Source organism: Kineococcus vitellinus, from assembly GCF_009906315.1.
GTDB lineage: Bacteria > Actinomycetota > Actinomycetes > Actinomycetales > Kineococcaceae > Kineococcus > Kineococcus vitellinus.
Genome location: NZ_JAAALL010000005.1, coordinates 23,786 through 39,897, shown reverse-complemented (window position 1 = coordinate 39,897; position 16,112 = coordinate 23,786). Strand labels below are relative to the sequence as shown.

General features: G+C 76.3%; 13 protein-coding genes. 5 read left to right on the top strand and 8 right to left on the bottom strand.

All coding sequences use genetic code 11. The features are described 5' to 3' along the window. Position 1: 1 nt before the first annotated feature. Positions 2-901: a Cgl0159 family (beta/alpha)8-fold protein gene (locus GTQ99_RS01325; RefSeq protein WP_166613942.1), complete on the bottom strand. Its 900-nt coding sequence runs from the start codon at positions 899-901 to the stop codon at positions 2-4. Continuing rightward, entirely contained in the window at positions 894-1,886 is a 993-nt protein-coding gene (gene iolC / locus GTQ99_RS01320; protein ID WP_166613941.1) for a 5-dehydro-2-deoxygluconokinase, read from the bottom strand. The genes GTQ99_RS01325 and iolC overlap by 8 nt, the downstream gene beginning before the upstream one ends. A 194-nt stretch (positions 1,887-2,080) precedes the next feature. On the opposite strand from iolC, the gene GTQ99_RS01315 reads away from it, so the two are divergent. The 4 genes from GTQ99_RS01315 to GTQ99_RS01300 all read left to right on the top strand — a co-directional run bounded on the left by GTQ99_RS01315 (position 2,081) and on the right by GTQ99_RS01300 (position 7,546). Further along, positions 2,081-2,818, top strand: coding sequence for a GntR family transcriptional regulator (locus GTQ99_RS01315; protein ID WP_338074641.1), 738 nt, complete (start codon positions 2,081-2,083; stop codon positions 2,816-2,818). Between the two features lie 85 nt (positions 2,819-2,903). Further along, complete coding sequence (locus GTQ99_RS01310; protein ID WP_166613939.1) at positions 2,904-4,130, top strand: phytanoyl-CoA dioxygenase family protein; 1,227 nt, start codon at positions 2,904-2,906, stop codon at positions 4,128-4,130. A gap of 48 nt (positions 4,131-4,178) precedes the next feature. Next, on the top strand, positions 4,179-5,813 hold the full coding sequence (locus GTQ99_RS01305; RefSeq protein WP_166613938.1) for a PP2C family protein-serine/threonine phosphatase: 1,635 nt from the start codon (positions 4,179-4,181) through the stop codon (positions 5,811-5,813). Between the two features lie 128 nt (positions 5,814-5,941). Beyond that, positions 5,942-7,546, top strand: coding sequence for a methyl-accepting chemotaxis protein (locus tag GTQ99_RS01300; protein ID WP_205706578.1), 1,605 nt, complete (start codon positions 5,942-5,944; stop codon positions 7,544-7,546). A gap of 113 nt (positions 7,547-7,659) precedes the next feature. Here GTQ99_RS01300 and purL read toward each other — a convergent pair whose 3' ends face one another. Genes purL through purS form a run of 3 tightly spaced genes read right to left on the bottom strand, consistent with a single transcriptional unit; the run spans position 7,660 to position 10,933 of the window. Next, the gene (gene purL, locus GTQ99_RS01295) at positions 7,660-9,981 is read right to left on the bottom strand and encodes a phosphoribosylformylglycinamidine synthase subunit PurL (protein WP_338074640.1); all 2,322 of its coding nucleotides are present in this window, start codon (positions 9,979-9,981) and stop codon (positions 7,660-7,662) included. After that, positions 9,978-10,670, bottom strand: coding sequence for a phosphoribosylformylglycinamidine synthase subunit PurQ (gene purQ, locus GTQ99_RS01290; protein ID WP_166613936.1), 693 nt, complete (start codon positions 10,668-10,670; stop codon positions 9,978-9,980). Before purQ ends, purL begins: the two co-directional genes overlap by 4 nt. Then, complete coding sequence (purS, locus tag GTQ99_RS01285; RefSeq protein WP_166613935.1) at positions 10,667-10,933, bottom strand: phosphoribosylformylglycinamidine synthase subunit PurS; 267 nt, start codon at positions 10,931-10,933, stop codon at positions 10,667-10,669. The genes purQ and purS overlap by 4 nt, the downstream gene beginning before the upstream one ends. A 194-nt stretch (positions 10,934-11,127) precedes the next feature. On the opposite strand from purS, the gene GTQ99_RS26520 reads away from it, so the two are divergent. Then, the gene (locus tag GTQ99_RS26520; RefSeq protein ID WP_205706577.1) at positions 11,128-12,606 is read left to right on the top strand and encodes a diguanylate cyclase domain-containing protein; all 1,479 of its coding nucleotides are present in this window, start codon (positions 11,128-11,130) and stop codon (positions 12,604-12,606) included. A gap of 24 nt (positions 12,607-12,630) precedes the next feature. Here the strand turns inward: GTQ99_RS26520 and GTQ99_RS01275 are convergent, their stop codons facing one another. The 3 genes from GTQ99_RS01275 to GTQ99_RS01265 all read right to left on the bottom strand — a co-directional run bounded on the left by GTQ99_RS01275 (position 12,631) and on the right by GTQ99_RS01265 (position 16,036). Beyond that, on the bottom strand, positions 12,631-13,455 hold the full coding sequence (locus GTQ99_RS01275; protein ID WP_166613934.1) for an SIS domain-containing protein: 825 nt from the start codon (positions 13,453-13,455) through the stop codon (positions 12,631-12,633). Positions 13,456-13,556: 101 nt separating this feature from the next. After that, on the bottom strand, positions 13,557-14,834 hold the full coding sequence (locus GTQ99_RS01270; RefSeq protein WP_166613933.1) for an allantoate amidohydrolase: 1,278 nt from the start codon (positions 14,832-14,834) through the stop codon (positions 13,557-13,559). Continuing rightward, positions 14,831-16,036: a pyridoxal-phosphate-dependent aminotransferase family protein gene (locus tag GTQ99_RS01265; RefSeq protein ID WP_166613946.1), complete on the bottom strand. Its 1,206-nt coding sequence runs from the start codon at positions 16,034-16,036 to the stop codon at positions 14,831-14,833. Before GTQ99_RS01265 ends, GTQ99_RS01270 begins: the two co-directional genes overlap by 4 nt. Between the last annotated feature and the right edge of the window lie 76 nt (positions 16,037-16,112).

Sequence of the window (16,112 nt, the reverse complement as noted above, 5' to 3'; positions counted from 1 at the left end):
GTCAGTGCACGAGGCTTGCGGCGGTGCGCACCGCGGCGGCCACGTCGTCGTCCGGCGGGTACAGCAGCGTGCGGCCGACGGTCAGCCCGCGCACCGAGGGCAGGGCCAGCGCCTTGCGCCACGTCGCGAACGTCTCCTCCGGGGAGGTCGTCGGGTCCCCGCCCAGCAGCACGGTCGGCAGGGTGGTGGCCTCCATGACGCGCTCCATCTCCTCCACCACGGGCAGCTTCAGCCAGGTGTAGGCGGTGGTGCGGCCCAGCGCCTGCGCCACGTTGACGGACTTGATGACGCCGTCGGCGGACAGGTCGTGGACCACCTTGCCGCCCTCGTGGCGCGACCAGAACGGTTCCACCATGGCGATGAGCCGGTGCGCGGCCAGGTCGCTGATGGCGTCGGCGGAGGCCGTGAGCGTCGGCAGGGTGCCCGGGTCGTCGAGCGCGATGCGGGTGAGGAACTTGCCGCCGTCGAGGTTCGCCTCGGCGATCGAGCGGGCGTCGTAGCCGGTGAAGCGGTCGTCGAGCTCGAAGGCCGCGCCCTGCAAGCCGCCGCGGTTCATGGAGCCGAAGACGACCTTGCCCTCCAGCGCCCCCAGCAGCGTGAGGTCCTCGATGACGTCGGCGCTGCCGAGCAGGCCGTCCACCCCCGGATCGGCCAGGGCGGTGCGCAGCCGGTCCAGCAGCTCGGTGCGGCTGGCCATGGCCATGGGCCTGCCGCCGACGCCGTTGGCGCCGCGGGCCGGGTGGTCGGCCGCGACGATCATCAGCCGGCCGTCGGCGGGCAGCACCTGCTCGCGGCGGCGGCGGGCGCGGGAGAGCTCGGCGATGCGCGCAGGCTCGAAGGCGCGCACGTGCGAGACCTCCGCGTAGTCCCTGGCGAAGGCGGGAGCGGTGTCCTCAGGCACGGGTGGAGACCTCCTCGAGCAGCGCCTCGACCTCGACGGTCGTGGGCATGGCGGTGGAGCACTCGCGGCGGGTGGCGACGATGGCCCCGGCCGCGTTGGCGAACCTCAGGACGTGCTCGAGGTCCCAGCCGGCCAGCAGGCCGTGGCACAGGGCGCCGCCGAACCCGTCGCCGGCGCCCAGGCCGTTGATCACCTGCACGGGGGTGGGCGGGACCTCGACGACGCGGGTCCCGGAGCCGTCGCGCGTCATGCCCAGCACCCCCTTCGGGCCCTGCTTGACGATCGCGACCTCGACACCGGCCTCCAGCAGCGCCTGCGCGGCCCGGCGGGGTTCGGTCTCGCCGACGGCGACCTCGCACTCCTCCTTGTTGCCGACCGCGACGGTGACGTGCGGCAGCGCGCGGCGCACCTGCTCCCCCGCGGTGGCGGGGTCGCTCCAGAACATCGGCCGGTAGTCCAGGTCCAGCACCGTCAGCGGGGCGCGCTCGCGCGCCTGCCAGGCGGCGTGGTGCGCGCCCCGGCTGGGTTCCTCGCTCAGGCCCGTCACGGTGGCCCAGAACACCCCGGCGCCGCGGATCGCCTCCAGGTCCAGCTCCTCGGCGCGGATCTGCAGGTCGGGAGCGGTGGGCAGGCGGTAGAACAGCAGCGGGAAGTGGTCCGGCGGGTACATCTCGCAGAAGGCGAGCGGGGTGTTCAGCCCGTCGACGCCGGAGACGAAGGCGTCGGACACGCCGAGCTCGGCCAGCGCCTTGTGCACGAACGTGCCGAAGGCGTCGTTGCCGGTGCGGGTGATCACCGCCGAGGAGCGGCCGTGGCGGGCCGCGGCGACGGCGACGTTCGTCGCGCTGCCGCCCAGGTACTTGCCGAAGGTCTCCACGTCCTCCAGCCCGACGTTGTCCTGCAACGGGTACAGGTCGACGCCGACCCTGCCCATCGTCACCACGTCGAACGCGGCGCTGCTGCTCACGCGAGCCTCCCTCGTCATCGTCGGCGGATCCGCGCGGCGCCTGGCCCGGAGCCGCAGCGGCGCGGTGACGGGCCCAGCCTGGACCGGCTCCCGCAGCACTGTCAAGGATATGTCATGACAAATAGACGTACTGACGTGAAGGGCACCCGCGGGCTAGCATGTCGATCCGGCCGGTCGCGGCTGGCAGCGACGCTGAGCACAGGAGCCTCCCGGTGGACGACCTCTTCGACGACCTGGACCGGTCCAGCCCGGTCCCCCTCTACTTCCAGGTCGCCCGCCAGATCGAGCAGGCGATCGAGGGCGGCAAGCTGCCCCCGGGCTCCCGCCTGGAGAACGAGATCACCCTGGCGGACCGCCTCGGGCTGTCGCGGCCCACGATGCGCCGGGCCATCCAGCAGCTGGTCGACAAGGGCCTGCTCGTGCGCAAGCGCGGGGTCGGCACCCAGGTCGTGCACGGGCAGGTCACCCGCCCCGTCGAGCTGACCAGCCTGCACGACGACCTGGCCGCGCACGGCCAGCGGCCCAGCACGCAGGTCCTGCTGCACGAGGTCGTGCCCGCCCCCGGCGAGGTCGCGGCCTCGCTGGCCGTGGCAGAGGGCAGCCCCGTGCTGCACCTGCGGCGGCTGCGCTGCTCCGGCGACGAGCCGCTGGCGGTGCTGGAGAACTGGCTGCCCGAGCAGTTCACCGACCTCACCGAGGCCAGCCTCGGCGAGCGCGGCATGTACCAGCTGCTGCGCTCGCGGGGCGTCGGGATGCGCGTGGCCCGCCAGCGCATCGGCGCCCGCCGCGGCACCACCGAGGAGTGCCGGCTGCTGCAGGAGAACCGCGGCAGCCCGCTGCTCACCATGGAGCGCACCACCCACGACGACTCCGGGCGCGCGGTGGAGTGGGGGCGGCACGTCTACCGCGCCAGCCGCTACGCGTTCGAGGTCACGCTCGTCGACCGCTGACGCGGCGGCGAGGCGCGGCGGGCGCGCGGCGAGGACGCCGCGCGCCACGACCCCGAGGGACCCCGACGGCGAGGAGGCCGACCCGATGAGCACCCCCACCAGCGCCCGCACCCCCGTGTGGTTCGGTCCCGGCGACTGCGACCTGGACGCCTTCCGCACGCTCGTCGAGGTGGCGACGCGGGCCGAGGACCACCCGCACGCCGAGGACCTCGAACGGGGCGTGCCCGTCTACGGCGAGCGGCTGCGCGCCCGCCTCGCCGACCCCGGCGACCTCGCCGCCCGCCGCGAGGTGCAGGCCGAGCTGGTGCGCGCCCTCGCCGACGGGCCGGGGATCGTCGTCTTCCGCGGCGCTTTCGCGCCGCGGGTGGTGGACCGCGCCACGGCGGTGTTCCGCGCGCTCATCGCCGAGCAGAAGGCCGCCGGCACGGGCGGCGGGGACCACTTCGCCAAGCCCGGGGCCAACGACCGCGTCTGGGGAGCGCTGGACAAGTTCGCCCTGCGCGAGCCGGCGGCGTTCGCCGACTACTACGCCGCCGACGTCCTCGCGCTGGTCTGCGAGGCGTGGCTGGGCCCGGGCTACCAGGTCACCTCGCAGGTCAACGTCGTCAACCCGGGCGGCACGGCCCAGCGCGCCCACCGCGACTACCACCTGGGGTTCATGGACCGCGAGCAGGCGCTGCGCTACCCCGCGCACGTGCACGCGCTCTCCCCCGCGCTGACGCTGCAGGGCGCCGTCGCCCACGTCGACATGCCCGTCGAGAGCGGGCCGACCCTCTACCTGCCGCACTCGCAGAAGCACCCCGCCGGCTACGTCGCCTTCCACCAGCCGGAGTTCACCGCGTACTTCGAGGAGCACCGCGTGCAGCTGCCGCTGGCGAAGGGCGACGCGGTGTTCTTCAACCCCGCCCTCCTCCACGGCGCGGGCTCGAACACCTCCGCGGACGTGGAGCGGATGGCGAACCTGCTGCAGGTCTCCTCCGCGTTCGGGCGGGCGATGGAGACGGTCGACACGCGGTCGGTGAGCTCGGCGGTGTTCGGGGTGCTGCGCGAGCGGCGCGCCGCCGGAGCGCCGGAGAGCTGGCTGCGCGACGTCGTGGCCGTGGCGGCGGAGGGGTACGCGTTCCCGACCGACCTCGACCGCGACCAGCCGGTCGGCGGGCTCGCCCCGGCCTCCCAGGCGGACCTGCTGTGGCGGGCCCTGGTGGAGGACTGGGACCAGCGGCGGCTGGACGACGAGCTCGACGCCGCGCAGGAGCGCCGCGGCGGCGGGCCGCGGCGAGGAGGTGCGGACCGGCCCGCGAGCACCGGGTGAGGCGGCCCGTCGTTGTCGTGCACCACGGAGTGCGACGACAATGGCGGGATGGGCACCCGGCCACGGCCGCACCGGCGGCCGTCGCTGACCCGGCGGGTGCTCGGCACCGGCGCGGTGCTCGTCGTCCTCGTCCTCCTCGCGGGCGCCCTGCTCGGCGGCACCGGCTGGCAGCTGCGGCAGGCCCAGCGCGCCCAGGACACCGTCGACCACGCCCTGCGGGCCGACACCGAGCTGCTGCGCGGCTTCGTCGACGAGGAGACCGGCCTGCGCGGCTACCTGCTGACCGGTGACGGGCGCTTCCTGGACCCCTACCGCGACGCCCAGTCCGAGCTGCCCGCCACGACCACGGCGCTGCGCACCCACGTGCGCGACCTCGGCGGCCCGCCCTCGCTCGTCGGCGGCGTCGCCGACGCGCACCGGCGCTGGTCCACCCACGCGCAGCGGCTCATCGCCCTCGCCGGCAGCGGGCAGCTGGAGGCGGCCCGCACCTGGGCCGCCACCGAGCGGGGCCGGGAGCTCTTCGAGGAGATCCGCGAGCGCAACACCGCCGTCGTGGACTGGCTGGAGGCCGCCGACCGGCGCGAGCAGCGCGCCGTGCAGGTGCAGCAGCGGCGGCTGTTCGCCCTGCTCGGCACCAGCCTGGCCGCGCTGCTGGCCGTCGTCGTCGCCGGCTGCCTCGTCGTCTCGCGCACCCTGACCCACCCGCTGGGCCGGCTGGCCCGCGCGGCGCGCGCCGTCGCCGACGGCGACCTGTCCGCCCCCGCCTGGCGGCCGGGACCCCGGGTCGCGCCCGAGGTGCGCTCGCTGGCCGCGGACGTGCAGGCGATGCGCGACCGGCTGACCGCGGACCTGCACACCACGCGGGAGGCGCTGGGCGCCCTGGAGCAGAGCGGCCCCGCGATCGGCGCCCTGCGCGCGGCCCTGCAGCCCTTCGACGAGCACGTCGACGGCCTGCGGGTCAGCGCCCGCCTGGACCCGGCCGAGGGCCTGCTGGCCGGCGACTGGTACGACACCGTGCGCGTCGGGGACGACCGCCTCGTCCTCGTCCTCGGCGACGTCGCCGGCCACGGCCCCGTCAGCGCCGTCCTCGCCCTGCGCCTGAAGCACTCCCTGGCCACCGCGCTGCGCGGCGGCGCGAGCCCCGCGCGCGCCCTGGAGCAGGTGAGCCGCCAGCTGGCGGACGTGCCCCCCGACCTATTCGCGACGGTCCTGCTCGCCACCCTCGACACCGCCGCCGCCACGCTGACGTGCGCCAACGCCGGCCACCCCGCCGCGCTGCTGCTGCCGCAGGGCCGCCGCCGCGACGCCGTCGAGCTGGGCGCCACCGGGCCGCTGCTCTCACCGGTCACCAGCGGCTGGAGCTGGCAGGAGGACGTGCACCCCTTCGCCGACGGCGACGTGCTGCTCGCCTGCACCGACGGCATCCTCGAGGCGCGCGACGGGCGCGGCCGCGAGTTCGGCGCCGACGGCCTGGCGCAGGTGCTCGGCGGTGCCGAGCGGTCCGGCGACCTGGGCGAGGGCGCGCGCCTGGTGGACGCGGTCGCCGCCGCCGTCGTGCGCCACAGCGCCCCGCTGCCCCGCCGCGACGACCAGACCTTCGTGCACGTGCTGGCCACCGCCCGCACCGGGCCCACCGGGCGCCCGCCCGCCGCGCGGCACGCCTCCGCGGCCCTCGACGGCTGAGCCGACCGCCCGGGACGGCCACCGGGACCGTCCGGCACGACGTGGCGGGCACCCGCCCCTCAAGGACCGGCCGCCGCCTGCCGATGACACCGGGACCACCCCCACGCACGAGGAGCGCTGTCCCCGCCATGCCCGAGGCCCCCGCAGGACCCCGCCGCACCTTCGCCGACCGGCCCGTCGCGCTGCGCGTGGCCTCCTCGGTGCTGGTCGGGCTCGTCGCCACCGGAGCCGTCACCGGCATCGCCGTGGCCGAGCTGGCCTCCCAGCGCGACCAGGCCGTCGCCCTGCACGCCGTGAACGTCGGGCAGGGCGCCTCCAGCGACTTCCGCCAGCTCACCTCCCAGGCCCGCTACGACTCCACCCTCATCGCGTGGGTGCCCGGGCTGGGGCAGGACCCCGAGTTCACGAAGACCTACGCCGCCGACGTCGCGGCCGTCGAGGACCTGCTCTCGCGCGTGCAGGCGCAGGCCGCCCCCGGGCAGGCCGAGGCGCTGCAGGCGCTGGAGGCGCAGTGGCAGGTCTGGAAGGCGGCCGAGGAGCAGCTGACCGAGCTCTCCCTCGCCGGGGACGTCCAGGCCGCGGGGGCGCACTACGTCTCCGAGGTCGCCCCCGCGTGGGACGCCCTCGACGAGATCCTCACCGGGCTGGAGGAGGCCAACACGAAGGCGGCCGACACCGCCCTGGGCACCGCCGAGGACGCCTACTCCCAGGGCCGGCTGCTGGTGCTGCTCATCGCCCTCGCCGGCGCGCTCGGCTCCCTGGGCACCGGCGTCCTCGTCGCCCGCGGCATCACCCGCCCCGTGCAGGAGGTCGGGCGCGTGCTCGCCGCGCTGCGCGACGGCGACCTGACCGCGGAGCCGCAGGTCCGCAGCCGCGACGAGGTCGGCCGGATGGCCGGTGCCCTGCGCGAGGCGCTGGCCTCCCTGCGCGCCACCCTGCGCGGGGTCGGCGACAGCTCCGGCGACCTCTCGCGCGCGGCCGAGCAGCTCTCGGCGACCTCCTCGGAGATCTCCCGTTCCGCCGACGAGTCCTCCGCGCAGGCGGCGGTCGTCACCACGGCCGCCAACGACGTCGCCGGCAGCGTGCAGACCGCCGCCGCCGGCGGCGGCGAGATGGAGCTGAGCATCCGCGAGATCGCCACCAACGCCGCCGAGGCGGCCCGCGTGGCGGCCCAGGCGGTCGCCGAGGCCGAGGCGACGACGCACACGATGACCAAGCTGGGCACTTCCAGCCGCGAGATCAGCGACGTCGTCAAGACGATCACCTCCATCGCCGAGCAGACCAACCTGCTGGCCCTCAACGCCACCATCGAGGCCGCCCGTGCCGGCGAGATGGGCAAGGGCTTCGCCGTCGTCGCCGGCGAGGTCAAGGAGCTGGCCCAGGAGACCGCCCGCGCCACCGAGGACATCTCCCGGCGGGTGGAGGCCATCCAGGCCGACACCGCGGGCGCGGTCGACGCGATCCGCAGCATCTCCGAGACCATCGCCACGATCAGCGACTTCCAGACCACGATCGCCTCGGCCGTGGAGGAGCAGACCGCCACGACCAACGAGATGTCGCGCTCGGTGTCCGAGGCCGCGGGCGGCGTGCAGGAGATCGCCGCCAACATCACCGGTGTCGCGACCGCCGTGCAGACGACCACCGAGGGCGTCTCCCGCTCGCAGCGCTCCGCCGACGAGCTCGCCCGGATGTCCGGCGAGCTGCGGGCGCTGATCAGCCGCTTCCGCTACTGACACCCGCCGCCGGCACCCGCCGGCACGCACGAGCGCCCGGCACCTGCGAGCAGGTGCCGGGCGCTCGTGCGTGCGGTGGGCGAGCGGAGAGGGCGTCCGGGGGGCGCGCCGGCTCAGCCGAAGTGGCGCGGCAGGGTGGCCGCGTGCGCCGCGCCCAGCTCCGCCAGCGGCACCGAGAACAGCCCCTGCACGTCGAGCACGGGCTCCTCGCCGGCGACGGCGTCGGTGACGCCGATGCGCAGGTGCGCCAGGCCCCGGGCGGTGCACATGTCGGTGAAGCGCACCTCCTCCTCGCGCGGCACCGCCACGAGCGCGCGGCCCGCGGACTCGGCGAACAGCGCGACGAAGGGGTCGATCCCGTCGCGCTCGCACAGCTCGTCCAGCCACACCCGCGCGCCCACGCCGAAGCGCAGCGAGGACTCCGCGAGGGCCTGCGCCAGCCCGCCGTCGGACAGGTCGTGCGCGGCCTCGACGAGGCCGTCGCGCGAGCACTGCACGAGCACGTCGGCCAGCAGCCGCTCGTGCGCCAGGTCCAGCGCCGGGGGCAGGCCGCCGAGGTGGCCGTGCTCGGCCCAGGCCCACTCCGAGCCGCCGAGCTCGTCGCGCGTCGTGCCCAGCAGGTAGACGTTGCGCCCCGCCTCGCGCCAGCCCGAGGGGGTGCGGCGGGCGACGTCGTCGAGGACGCCGAGCACGCCGATCACCGGCGTGGGCAGGACCGCGGAGTCCAGCCCCCGGTCGCCGGTCTGGTTGTACAGCGACACGTTGCCGCCGGTGACCGGCACGCCCAGCTCCTCGCAGGCCAGCGCCAGGCCCTGCACGGCCTCGGCGAACTGCCACATGACCCCCGGGTCCTCCGGCGAGCCGAAGTTCAGGCAGTCGGTGACCGCGAGCGGCTTCGCGCCGGTGGCGGCGACGTTGCGGTACGCCTCCGCGAGGGCCAGCTGCGCGCCCGTGCGCGGGTCCAGCCGCGCGTAGCGGCCGTTGCCGTCCAGGCTCAGCGCCACCCCCAGGCCGCTCTCCTCGTCGATGCGGACCACGCCCGCGTCGTCGGGCATCGCCAGCGCGGTGCGCCCCAGCACGTAGCGGTCGTACTGGTCGGTGACCCACGAGCGCGAGCACAGGTTGGGCGAGGCGACCATGCGCAGCAGGGTCGCGCGCAGCTCCTCGCCGCCGGCCGGGCGCGCCAGCCGGGCGGCCGTCGGCGCGTCGGCCTGCAGCGCGTCCTGGGAGGCCGGGCGCGCGTACGGGCGCTCGTAGACCGGGCCGTCGTGGGCGACGGTGCGCGGCGGCACGTCGACGACGGTCTCGCCGTGCCACTGCACGACCAGGTGGTCGCCGTCGGTGACCTCGCCCAGCACCGCGGCCTCGACGTCCCACCTGGCCGTCACCGCGAGGAAGGCTTCGACGTTGGCGGGCGTGACGACCGCCATCATGCGCTCCTGCGACTCGCTCATGAGGATCTCCTCGGGAGCCAGCGAGGGGTCGCGCAGCGGGACGCGGTCGAGGTGGATGAGCATCCCGCCGTCACCGGCGGAGGCCAGCTCGCTCGTCGCGCAGGACAGCCCGGCGCCGCCGAGGTCCTGGATGCCCTCCACGAGCCCGGCGTGGAAGAGCTCCAGGCAGCACTCGATGAGCACCTTCTCCTGGAACGGGTCGCCCACCTGCACCGCGGGGCGCTTGCTGGGGCCGCCCGCGTCGAAGGTCTCGCTGGCCAGCACCGAGACGCCGCCGATGCCGTCGCCGCCGGTGCGGGCGCCGAACAGCACGACGAGGTTGCCGACGCCGCGGGCGTTGGCCAGGTGCAGGTCCTCGTGGCGCAGCGCCCCCACGCACAGGGCGTTGACCAGCGGGTTGCCCTGGTAGGAGGGGTCGAAGACGACCTCGCCGCCGATGTTGGGCAGCCCGATGCAGTTGCCGTAGCCGCCGACGCCGGAGACCACGCCCGGCACGACGCGGGCGGTGTCGGGGTGGTCGACCGCCCCGAAGCGCAGCGAGTCCATGACCGCGACGGGGCGCGCGCCCATCGCCATGATGTCGCGGATGATGCCGCCGACACCGGTCGCGGCGCCCTGGTAGGGCTCGATGAAGCTGGGGTGGTTGTGGCTCTCCACCTTGAAGGTGACGGCCCAGCCCTGCCCGATGTCGACGACGCCGGCGTTCTCGCCGATGCCGACCATGAGCGAGGCCTTCATGTCCTCGGTGAGGTGCTCGCCGAAGGTGCGCAGGTGCACCTTGGAGCTCTTGTAGGAGCAGTGCTCGCTCCACATCACCGAGTACATCGCCAGCTCCGCGCCCGTCGGGCGGCGGCCGAGGATCTCGCGGACGCGCGCGTACTCGTCGGCCTTCAGGCCCAGCTCCGACCACGGCTGGGGGTGCTCGGGCGTCTGCGCGGCGCGCTCGACGGTGTCCAGCGCGCTCGTGGCCGGGGCGCTCACGCGCTCACCGCCCGCAGGCCGGCGCTCAGCACGGAGGCGAACAGGCCCAGCCCGTCCAGGCCGGGGCCGAAGAGCTCCTCGACGGCGTGCTCGGGGTGCGGCATGAGGCCCACGACGTTGCCGCGCTCGTTGCTGATGCCGGCGATGTCGCGCAGCGAGCCGTTGGGGTTGCCCTCCAGGTAGCGGAAGACGACGCGGCCCTCCCCCTCGAGGCGGTCCAGGGTGGCCTCGTCGGCGACGAAGCCGCCCTCGCCGTTCTTGAGCGGGATCGTGATCTCCTGGCCCGGCGCGAACGCGGAGGTCCACGCCGTCGCGCTCGACTCCACCCGCAGCCGCTGGTCCTTGCACAGGAACCGCTGGTGGTCGTTGCGCACCAGGGCCCCCGGCAGCAGGTGCGACTCGCACAGCACCTGGAAGCCGTTGCAGATGCCGAGCACCGGCATCCCGGCCCCGGCGGCGCGCACGACCTCGCCCATGACGGGGGCGAAGCGGGCGATGGCGCCGCAGCGCAGGTAGTCGCCGTAGGAGAAGCCGCCGGGCAGCACGACCGCGTCGACACCGCGCAGGTCGGCGTCGGCGTGCCAGAGCACCACCGGCTCGGCGCCGGCCAGCTTCACCGCGCGGCGGGCGTCGCCGTCGTCGAGGGAGCCGGGGAAGGTGACGACGCCGACCCTCGTGCCCTCGCTCACGCGCCGACCTCGGCGGCGCTCGCGTCGCGCACGGAGACGACGTCCTCGATGACCGGGTTGGACAGCAGGGTCTCGGCGGCCCGGCGGGCCTGTTCCAGGACCTCGGGGGTCACCTCGCCGGGCACCTCCAGCTCGAAGCGCTTGCCCTGGCGGACACCGGTGAAGAGGTCGAACCCCAGGCGCGGAAGGGCGCCGACGACGGCCTTCCCCTGCGGGTCGAGGATCTCGGGTTTCGGCATGACGTCGATGACGACGCGGCCCATGCGCGGGGCTCCTTAGGGGAGTGGGATCGGCAGCCCCAGGTTACCGCCGCCGCGACGGGCTCCCGGCCCGCTCAAGCGGACCCGCCCCGCTGCCGATGGGCGGGGGTGGTGCGCCGTCCGGCGCGCGGAGGCGACCACGGAGCGTGCACGTGGACAACAGGCGGGCTGGTGGCTGGCCGCGCGCGTCGGTGGCCGTGGACACGGCGACCCTCGTGCTCGGGCTCGGCGCCCTGGTGGGCGCCCTGCTGCGCTGGCGCGCGGGCGGGGCGGACGCGGCGCTGGCGGGGGCGCTCGTGCTGAGCGTGCCGCTGTGCTGGGTCCTGGCGCGCTTCCCGCTGCTGGTGACCGGCATCGCCTCCGGCATCTCCGTGCCGCTGTCACCGGTGGTGCTCTTCCACCTGCTCACCGTCCACCCGCCGGCCGCCTCGCCCGGCACGGCGCTGCTGACGTGGACGCTGTCGACGCTGCCTGCCCACCTGCTCGACCGGCGCTCCTGGACCTCCCGCGTCTTCAACGCCGGCTCGGCGATGCTCTCCGGCCTCGTCGCCGCGCTCGTCGTCGGCGCGCTGGCGCCCGCCGACCCCCTCACCCCGCGCCAGCTGCTGGCCGTCCTCACCGGCGCCGGCGCGTACTACGTCACCGACGCGGTGCTGTCGGCGCTCTCCGTCGCCGTCGAGCACGGCCGCAGCCCGGTGGCCGAGCTCATCGAGCCGGGCACGGCCGTGGGCGGGGGGATGTTCCTGCTCGTGGCGGTGCTGGGCTACCTGGCGGCGGCCGTCGAGCTGGCCCTGCCGCCCTGGGTCGTGGCGCTCACCCTGGTGCCCGTGCTGGCCGTCGTCGTGGCGGCGTCGGCCTCGCGCAGCGCCCACCAGCGCCGCCGCCAGCAGCACGCCCTCTTCCAGGCCGCGGTGCAGGTGCACGCCGCGGCCAGCGCCGACGAGCTCGTGCAGGCGCTGGAGCTGCACGGCTCCGCGCTGGTGTCGACGGGGCTGCTGCAGGTGTGCGCCCGCCCGCCCGGCGCCGAGGAGGTCGGCTGCGCGATCCCCGGCGAGTCCGGGCGCTGGGTCGTCGCCCGGCGCGCACCGGCCCCGGCCTCCCAGCGCATCGACCAGACGGCGGTGGAGTCCCTGGCCGCCCTGGCCGCGGCAGCCCTGGTGCGCGTGCGGCTGTCGGAGGAGTCCGAGCGCCACGCGCTGGTGGACGCCCTGACGGGGCTGCCGAACCGGCGGCACTTCACCGCCGCGCTGGAGCGCTGCGTCGCCGAGGGGGCGAGCGTGGCGGTGCTGTTCGCCGACCTGGACGGCTTCAAGGCGGTCAACGACACCCTCGGGCACGCGGCCGGCGACGAGCTGCTGCAGGAGGCCGCCCGGCGGTTGGCCCAGGCGGTCGGCGCGGACGGGCTGCCCGCCCGCCTGGGCGGCGACGAGTTCGCCGTCCTGCTGCCGGACCGGCTGCCCGGGCTGGTCGAGGACGTCGGCGAGGCCGTCGTCGCGTGCCTGCGCGAGCCGTTCCTGCTCAGCGCCGGCCCGGCGACGATCGGCGCCAGCGTCGGCGTGACGACCTCGGTGCGCGACGACGACGCCGACTCGCTGCTGTCGCGGGCCGACGCCGCCATGTACGTCGCCAAGCGCTCCGGCGGCAGCCGCAGCGTGCTGGCGGGCGACGAGGCCTGAGCGGCAGGGCCCGGTGCTGCGGCGTCAGCGCACCTCCAGCTCCGAGAGCGCCTCGTGCGCCCGGGCGACGGCGCCGCGGCGGGCGCGCCCGCGCGCCCCGCAGCGGGCCAGCACCGCCTCGGCGAGCACCGCGACCACGGCCGTCGCGGCCGCGTAGCTGTCGAAGGCGCCGGGACCGTCGACGGGGACCTCGAAGCGGTGCCGCGCCGCGGCGGTGGCCGGCCGGGCCGTGGGGTCCGCGAGCACGACCGAGGGCACCCCGAGCCCGCTCACGTGCCCGAGCACGGCGGCCACCGCGGGCGGCCGGCGGCGGAAGGCGACGAGGACGAACGCGTCGCGCTCCCCCAGCGAGGCGACCTCCTCGGCGACCGTCTGCCCCGGCTGCGGCACCAGGGCGACGTCGGCGCGCGCCTGCAGCAGCTGCTCGCGCAGGTGCAGCGCGACCGGGTAGCTGTTGCGCCAGCCGGCGACCACCACGCGCCGGGCCCCGGCCAGCAGCCGGGCGGCGGCCTCGAGCGCGTCGCGGTCCAGCGCCTGCGCGGCCGCCGCGAGGTTGCGCGCGTCGTGGGCCAGGTGCAGGTCGACGGCGTCCCCGGCGTCCGGCGGCAGCCCGCCCAGCGGGACGCCGCGGGCGCGCAGCCCGCGGGCGTCGGCCCGCGCCTGGGCGAAGGAGTCGAAGCCCAGGCGCCGGAAGAACCGGCTGACCGACGCCTTGGAGGTGCCGGAGGCGTCGGCGAGCTCGGCGCCGGTGTAGCCGGCGAGGTCCTCGGCGTGCTCGAGCACCAGCTCGGCCAGCCGGCGCTCGACGGGGCTGAGCTGCGTCCAGGTCCGCTCGATGCGCTCGCGCACGCTCCCGTCCCCCGGCCGGTCCCCCGCGCCGGTCCTCGTTCCCGCCTTCTGGCCGGCCTCCGCGCCGGTCCTCGCGCCGGGCCCGGGGGCGCCCGGCCCGCTCACCCGCGCCGCCGCGCCACGTCCAGCACGGCGGCCTCGAAGGCGTCGATGCCGTGGGCCACGTCCTCCAGGGTGACGGACTCCTGCGGCGCGTGGCTGATGCCGTCCGCGCAGCGCACGAAGAGCATGGCCACCGGCGTGATCGCGGCCACCGCCATCGCGTCGTGCCCGGCGCGGCTCCAGGTGCGCAGCGGGGCGCCGTCCCCGGTGGCGGCGATGCCGGCCACCACCGACGCCTGGAGCTCCTCGTCGCAGCGCACGCCGGCCGCGGTGTGCGTCTCGGTGAGCTCGAAGGTCAGCCGGCGCGCCGCGCAGGAGCGCTGCGCGTGCTCGCTGATCCGCTCGACGAGGGCGTCGCGGTCCTCGTCGTGCTCGGCGCGCACGTCGAGGGAGAGCTCCACGAGGCCGGGCACGACGTTGACCCCGCCCGGGTGGGCCTGCAGCCGCCCCACGGTGGCGATGCCGTCGGCCTCGACGGCCAGGCGCTCGACGGCCAGCACGACCTCCGCGGCGCCGACGAGGGCGTCGCGGCGCCGGGGGTAGGGGGTGCCGCCGGCGTGGCGGGCCTCGCCGAGCACCCGGGCGGTGAAGCGCCGGGCGCCCGCGATGGAGGTGACCACGCCCAGCGGCCGGTCGGCGGCCTCCAGCAGCGGGCCCTGCTCGATGTGCAGCTCCAGGTAGCCGACGAGGTCCTCGGGCCGGCGGGCGGCCTCGTGCACGCGGGAGGGGTCCAGCCCGAAGCGCTCGGCGGCCTCGCGAACGCTGACGCCGTCGCGGTCGGTGCGCTCCCACCACTCCTCGCGCCAGGCCCCGGCCACCGCGGAGCTGCCGAGCAGCGCGGTGGAGAAGCGGGTCCCCTCCTCGTCGGAGAAGGCGACGACCTCCAGGGCGAAGGGCAGCGAGGCGGCGCGCGGCGCGAGCCGGCGCACGACCTCCAGCGCGCTGACGACGCCGAGGACGCCGTCGTAGCGCCCGGCGTCGGGGACGGTGTCCAGGTGCGAGCCCAGCACGAGCGCGGGCAGGCCGGGGGCGCGGCCCTCCAGGCGCCCCCACTGGTTGCCGGCCTGGTCGCTCCAGGTGCGCATGCCGAGCTCGCCCATCCAGCCCGCGGCCAGGGCGTTGGCGCGGGCGTGCTCGGGCGACAGGTGCACGCGCTCGACGCCCTGCGCGCTCGCCGACAGGCCCGCGAGCTCGTCGCAGCGCCGCAGCGCGCGGCGGGCGTCGGCGAGTGGCGCGCCGGCGGGGGCGGCGCCGGCCGGGGGGGCCTGCGCGCTCACGCGGGCACCCCCTGCGCGTAGACCTCCAGGGCGGCGCCCGTGCCGCCGCCGGGGACGAGCGGGGCGCCGGCGGTGCGCAGCACCGCCTCCAGCGCGGCGAGGGTGACCAGGACGGCGTCCCTGCGGGCGTTGTAGCCCATGGTCCCGATGCGCCACACGCGCCCGGCGAGGGGGCCGAAGGAGGTGCCGATCTCGATGCCGTAGTCGTGCAGCAGCGCCGAGCGCACCGCCTCGCCGTCCACGCCGTCGGGGACCTCGACGGCCACGACGTTGTGCATCTTGTGCGCCACGTCGCCGAACACCCGCAGCCCCAGGCCCCGCACGCCGGCGAGCACCGCGTCGCCGTGCAGGCGGTGGCGGGCGACGGCCGCCTCCAGGCCCTCCTCCAGCAGCAGGCGGGCGCACTCGCGGGCGCCGTAGAGCATCGTCGTGGCCTCGGTGTGGTGGTTCAGCCGCGCCTCGCTCCAGTAGTCCAGGACCATCCCGAGGTCGAAGTAGTTGGAGCGCACCCGCCGCCCGTCCGCCGCCGCGCCGTCCTCGGCGTCCGGGTCGGCGCGCAGGCCCGCCTCGACGCTGCGCCGGGAGTCGACGACCTCGACGGCGCGCGCGGACAGCGACAGCGGGGAGCTGCCGGAGGGGCCGCCCAGGCACTTCTGCAGGCCGGCGGTGGCGGCGTCCACCCCCCAGTCGTCCATGGCGAAGGGGTTGCCGCCCAGGGAGGCGGTGCAGTCGACGTAGAGCAGCGCGCCGTGGCGGTGGCACACCTCGCCGAGGCCCTCCAGCGGCTGGTTCATCGTCGTGGAGGTGTCGCCCTGCACGAGGGCGACGAGCTGCGGGCGGACCTCGCGGACGGCCCGCTCCAGCTCCTCGGGGGTGAACACCCGCCCCCAGGGGACCTCGCGCACGTGGACCTCGGCGCCGCAGCGCTCGGCGATCTCGCGCAGCAGGTGCCCGAAGCGGCCGAAGACCGGCACGAGCACCCGGTCGCCGGGGGTGATCAGGGAGACCAGCGCGGCCTCGATGCCGGCGCGCGAGGTGCCGTCGACGAGCACCGTCGCCTCGTTGCGGGTGCGGAACACCTCGCGGTAGAGCGCCTGGGTCTCGGTCATGCACGCCGTCATCCACGGGTCGTACTGCCCGGTGAGCTGGGCGGACATCGCGCGCAGCACGCGCGGGTCGACCGTGATCGGGCCCGGGCCCATGAGCAGCCGCGGCGGCGGGTCGACGGGGGCGAGCACGGCGGTGCGGGAGAGGGCGGGTGCCGGGGCCCACGTCCGG

Excerpts from the sequence above, each read along its gene's own strand:
- iolC (WP_166613941.1), bottom strand. The coding sequence starts at position 1,886 with ATGACGAGGGAGGCTCGCGTGAGCAGCAGCGCCGCGTTCGACGTGGTG.
- GTQ99_RS01310 (WP_166613939.1), top strand. The coding sequence starts at position 2,904 with ATGAGCACCCCCACCAGCGCCCGCACCCCCGTGTGGTTCGGTCCCGGC.
- GTQ99_RS01305 (WP_166613938.1), top strand. The coding sequence starts at position 4,179 with ATGGGCACCCGGCCACGGCCGCACCGGCGGCCGTCGCTGACCCGGCGG.
- GTQ99_RS01300 (WP_205706578.1), top strand. The coding sequence starts at position 5,942 with ATGCCCGAGGCCCCCGCAGGACCCCGCCGCACCTTCGCCGACCGGCCC.
- purS (WP_166613935.1), bottom strand. The coding sequence starts at position 10,933 with ATGGGCCGCGTCGTCATCGACGTCATGCCGAAACCCGAGATCCTCGAC.
- GTQ99_RS01265 (WP_166613946.1), bottom strand. The coding sequence starts at position 16,036 with ATGGGCCCGGGCCCGATCACGGTCGACCCGCGCGTGCTGCGCGCGATG.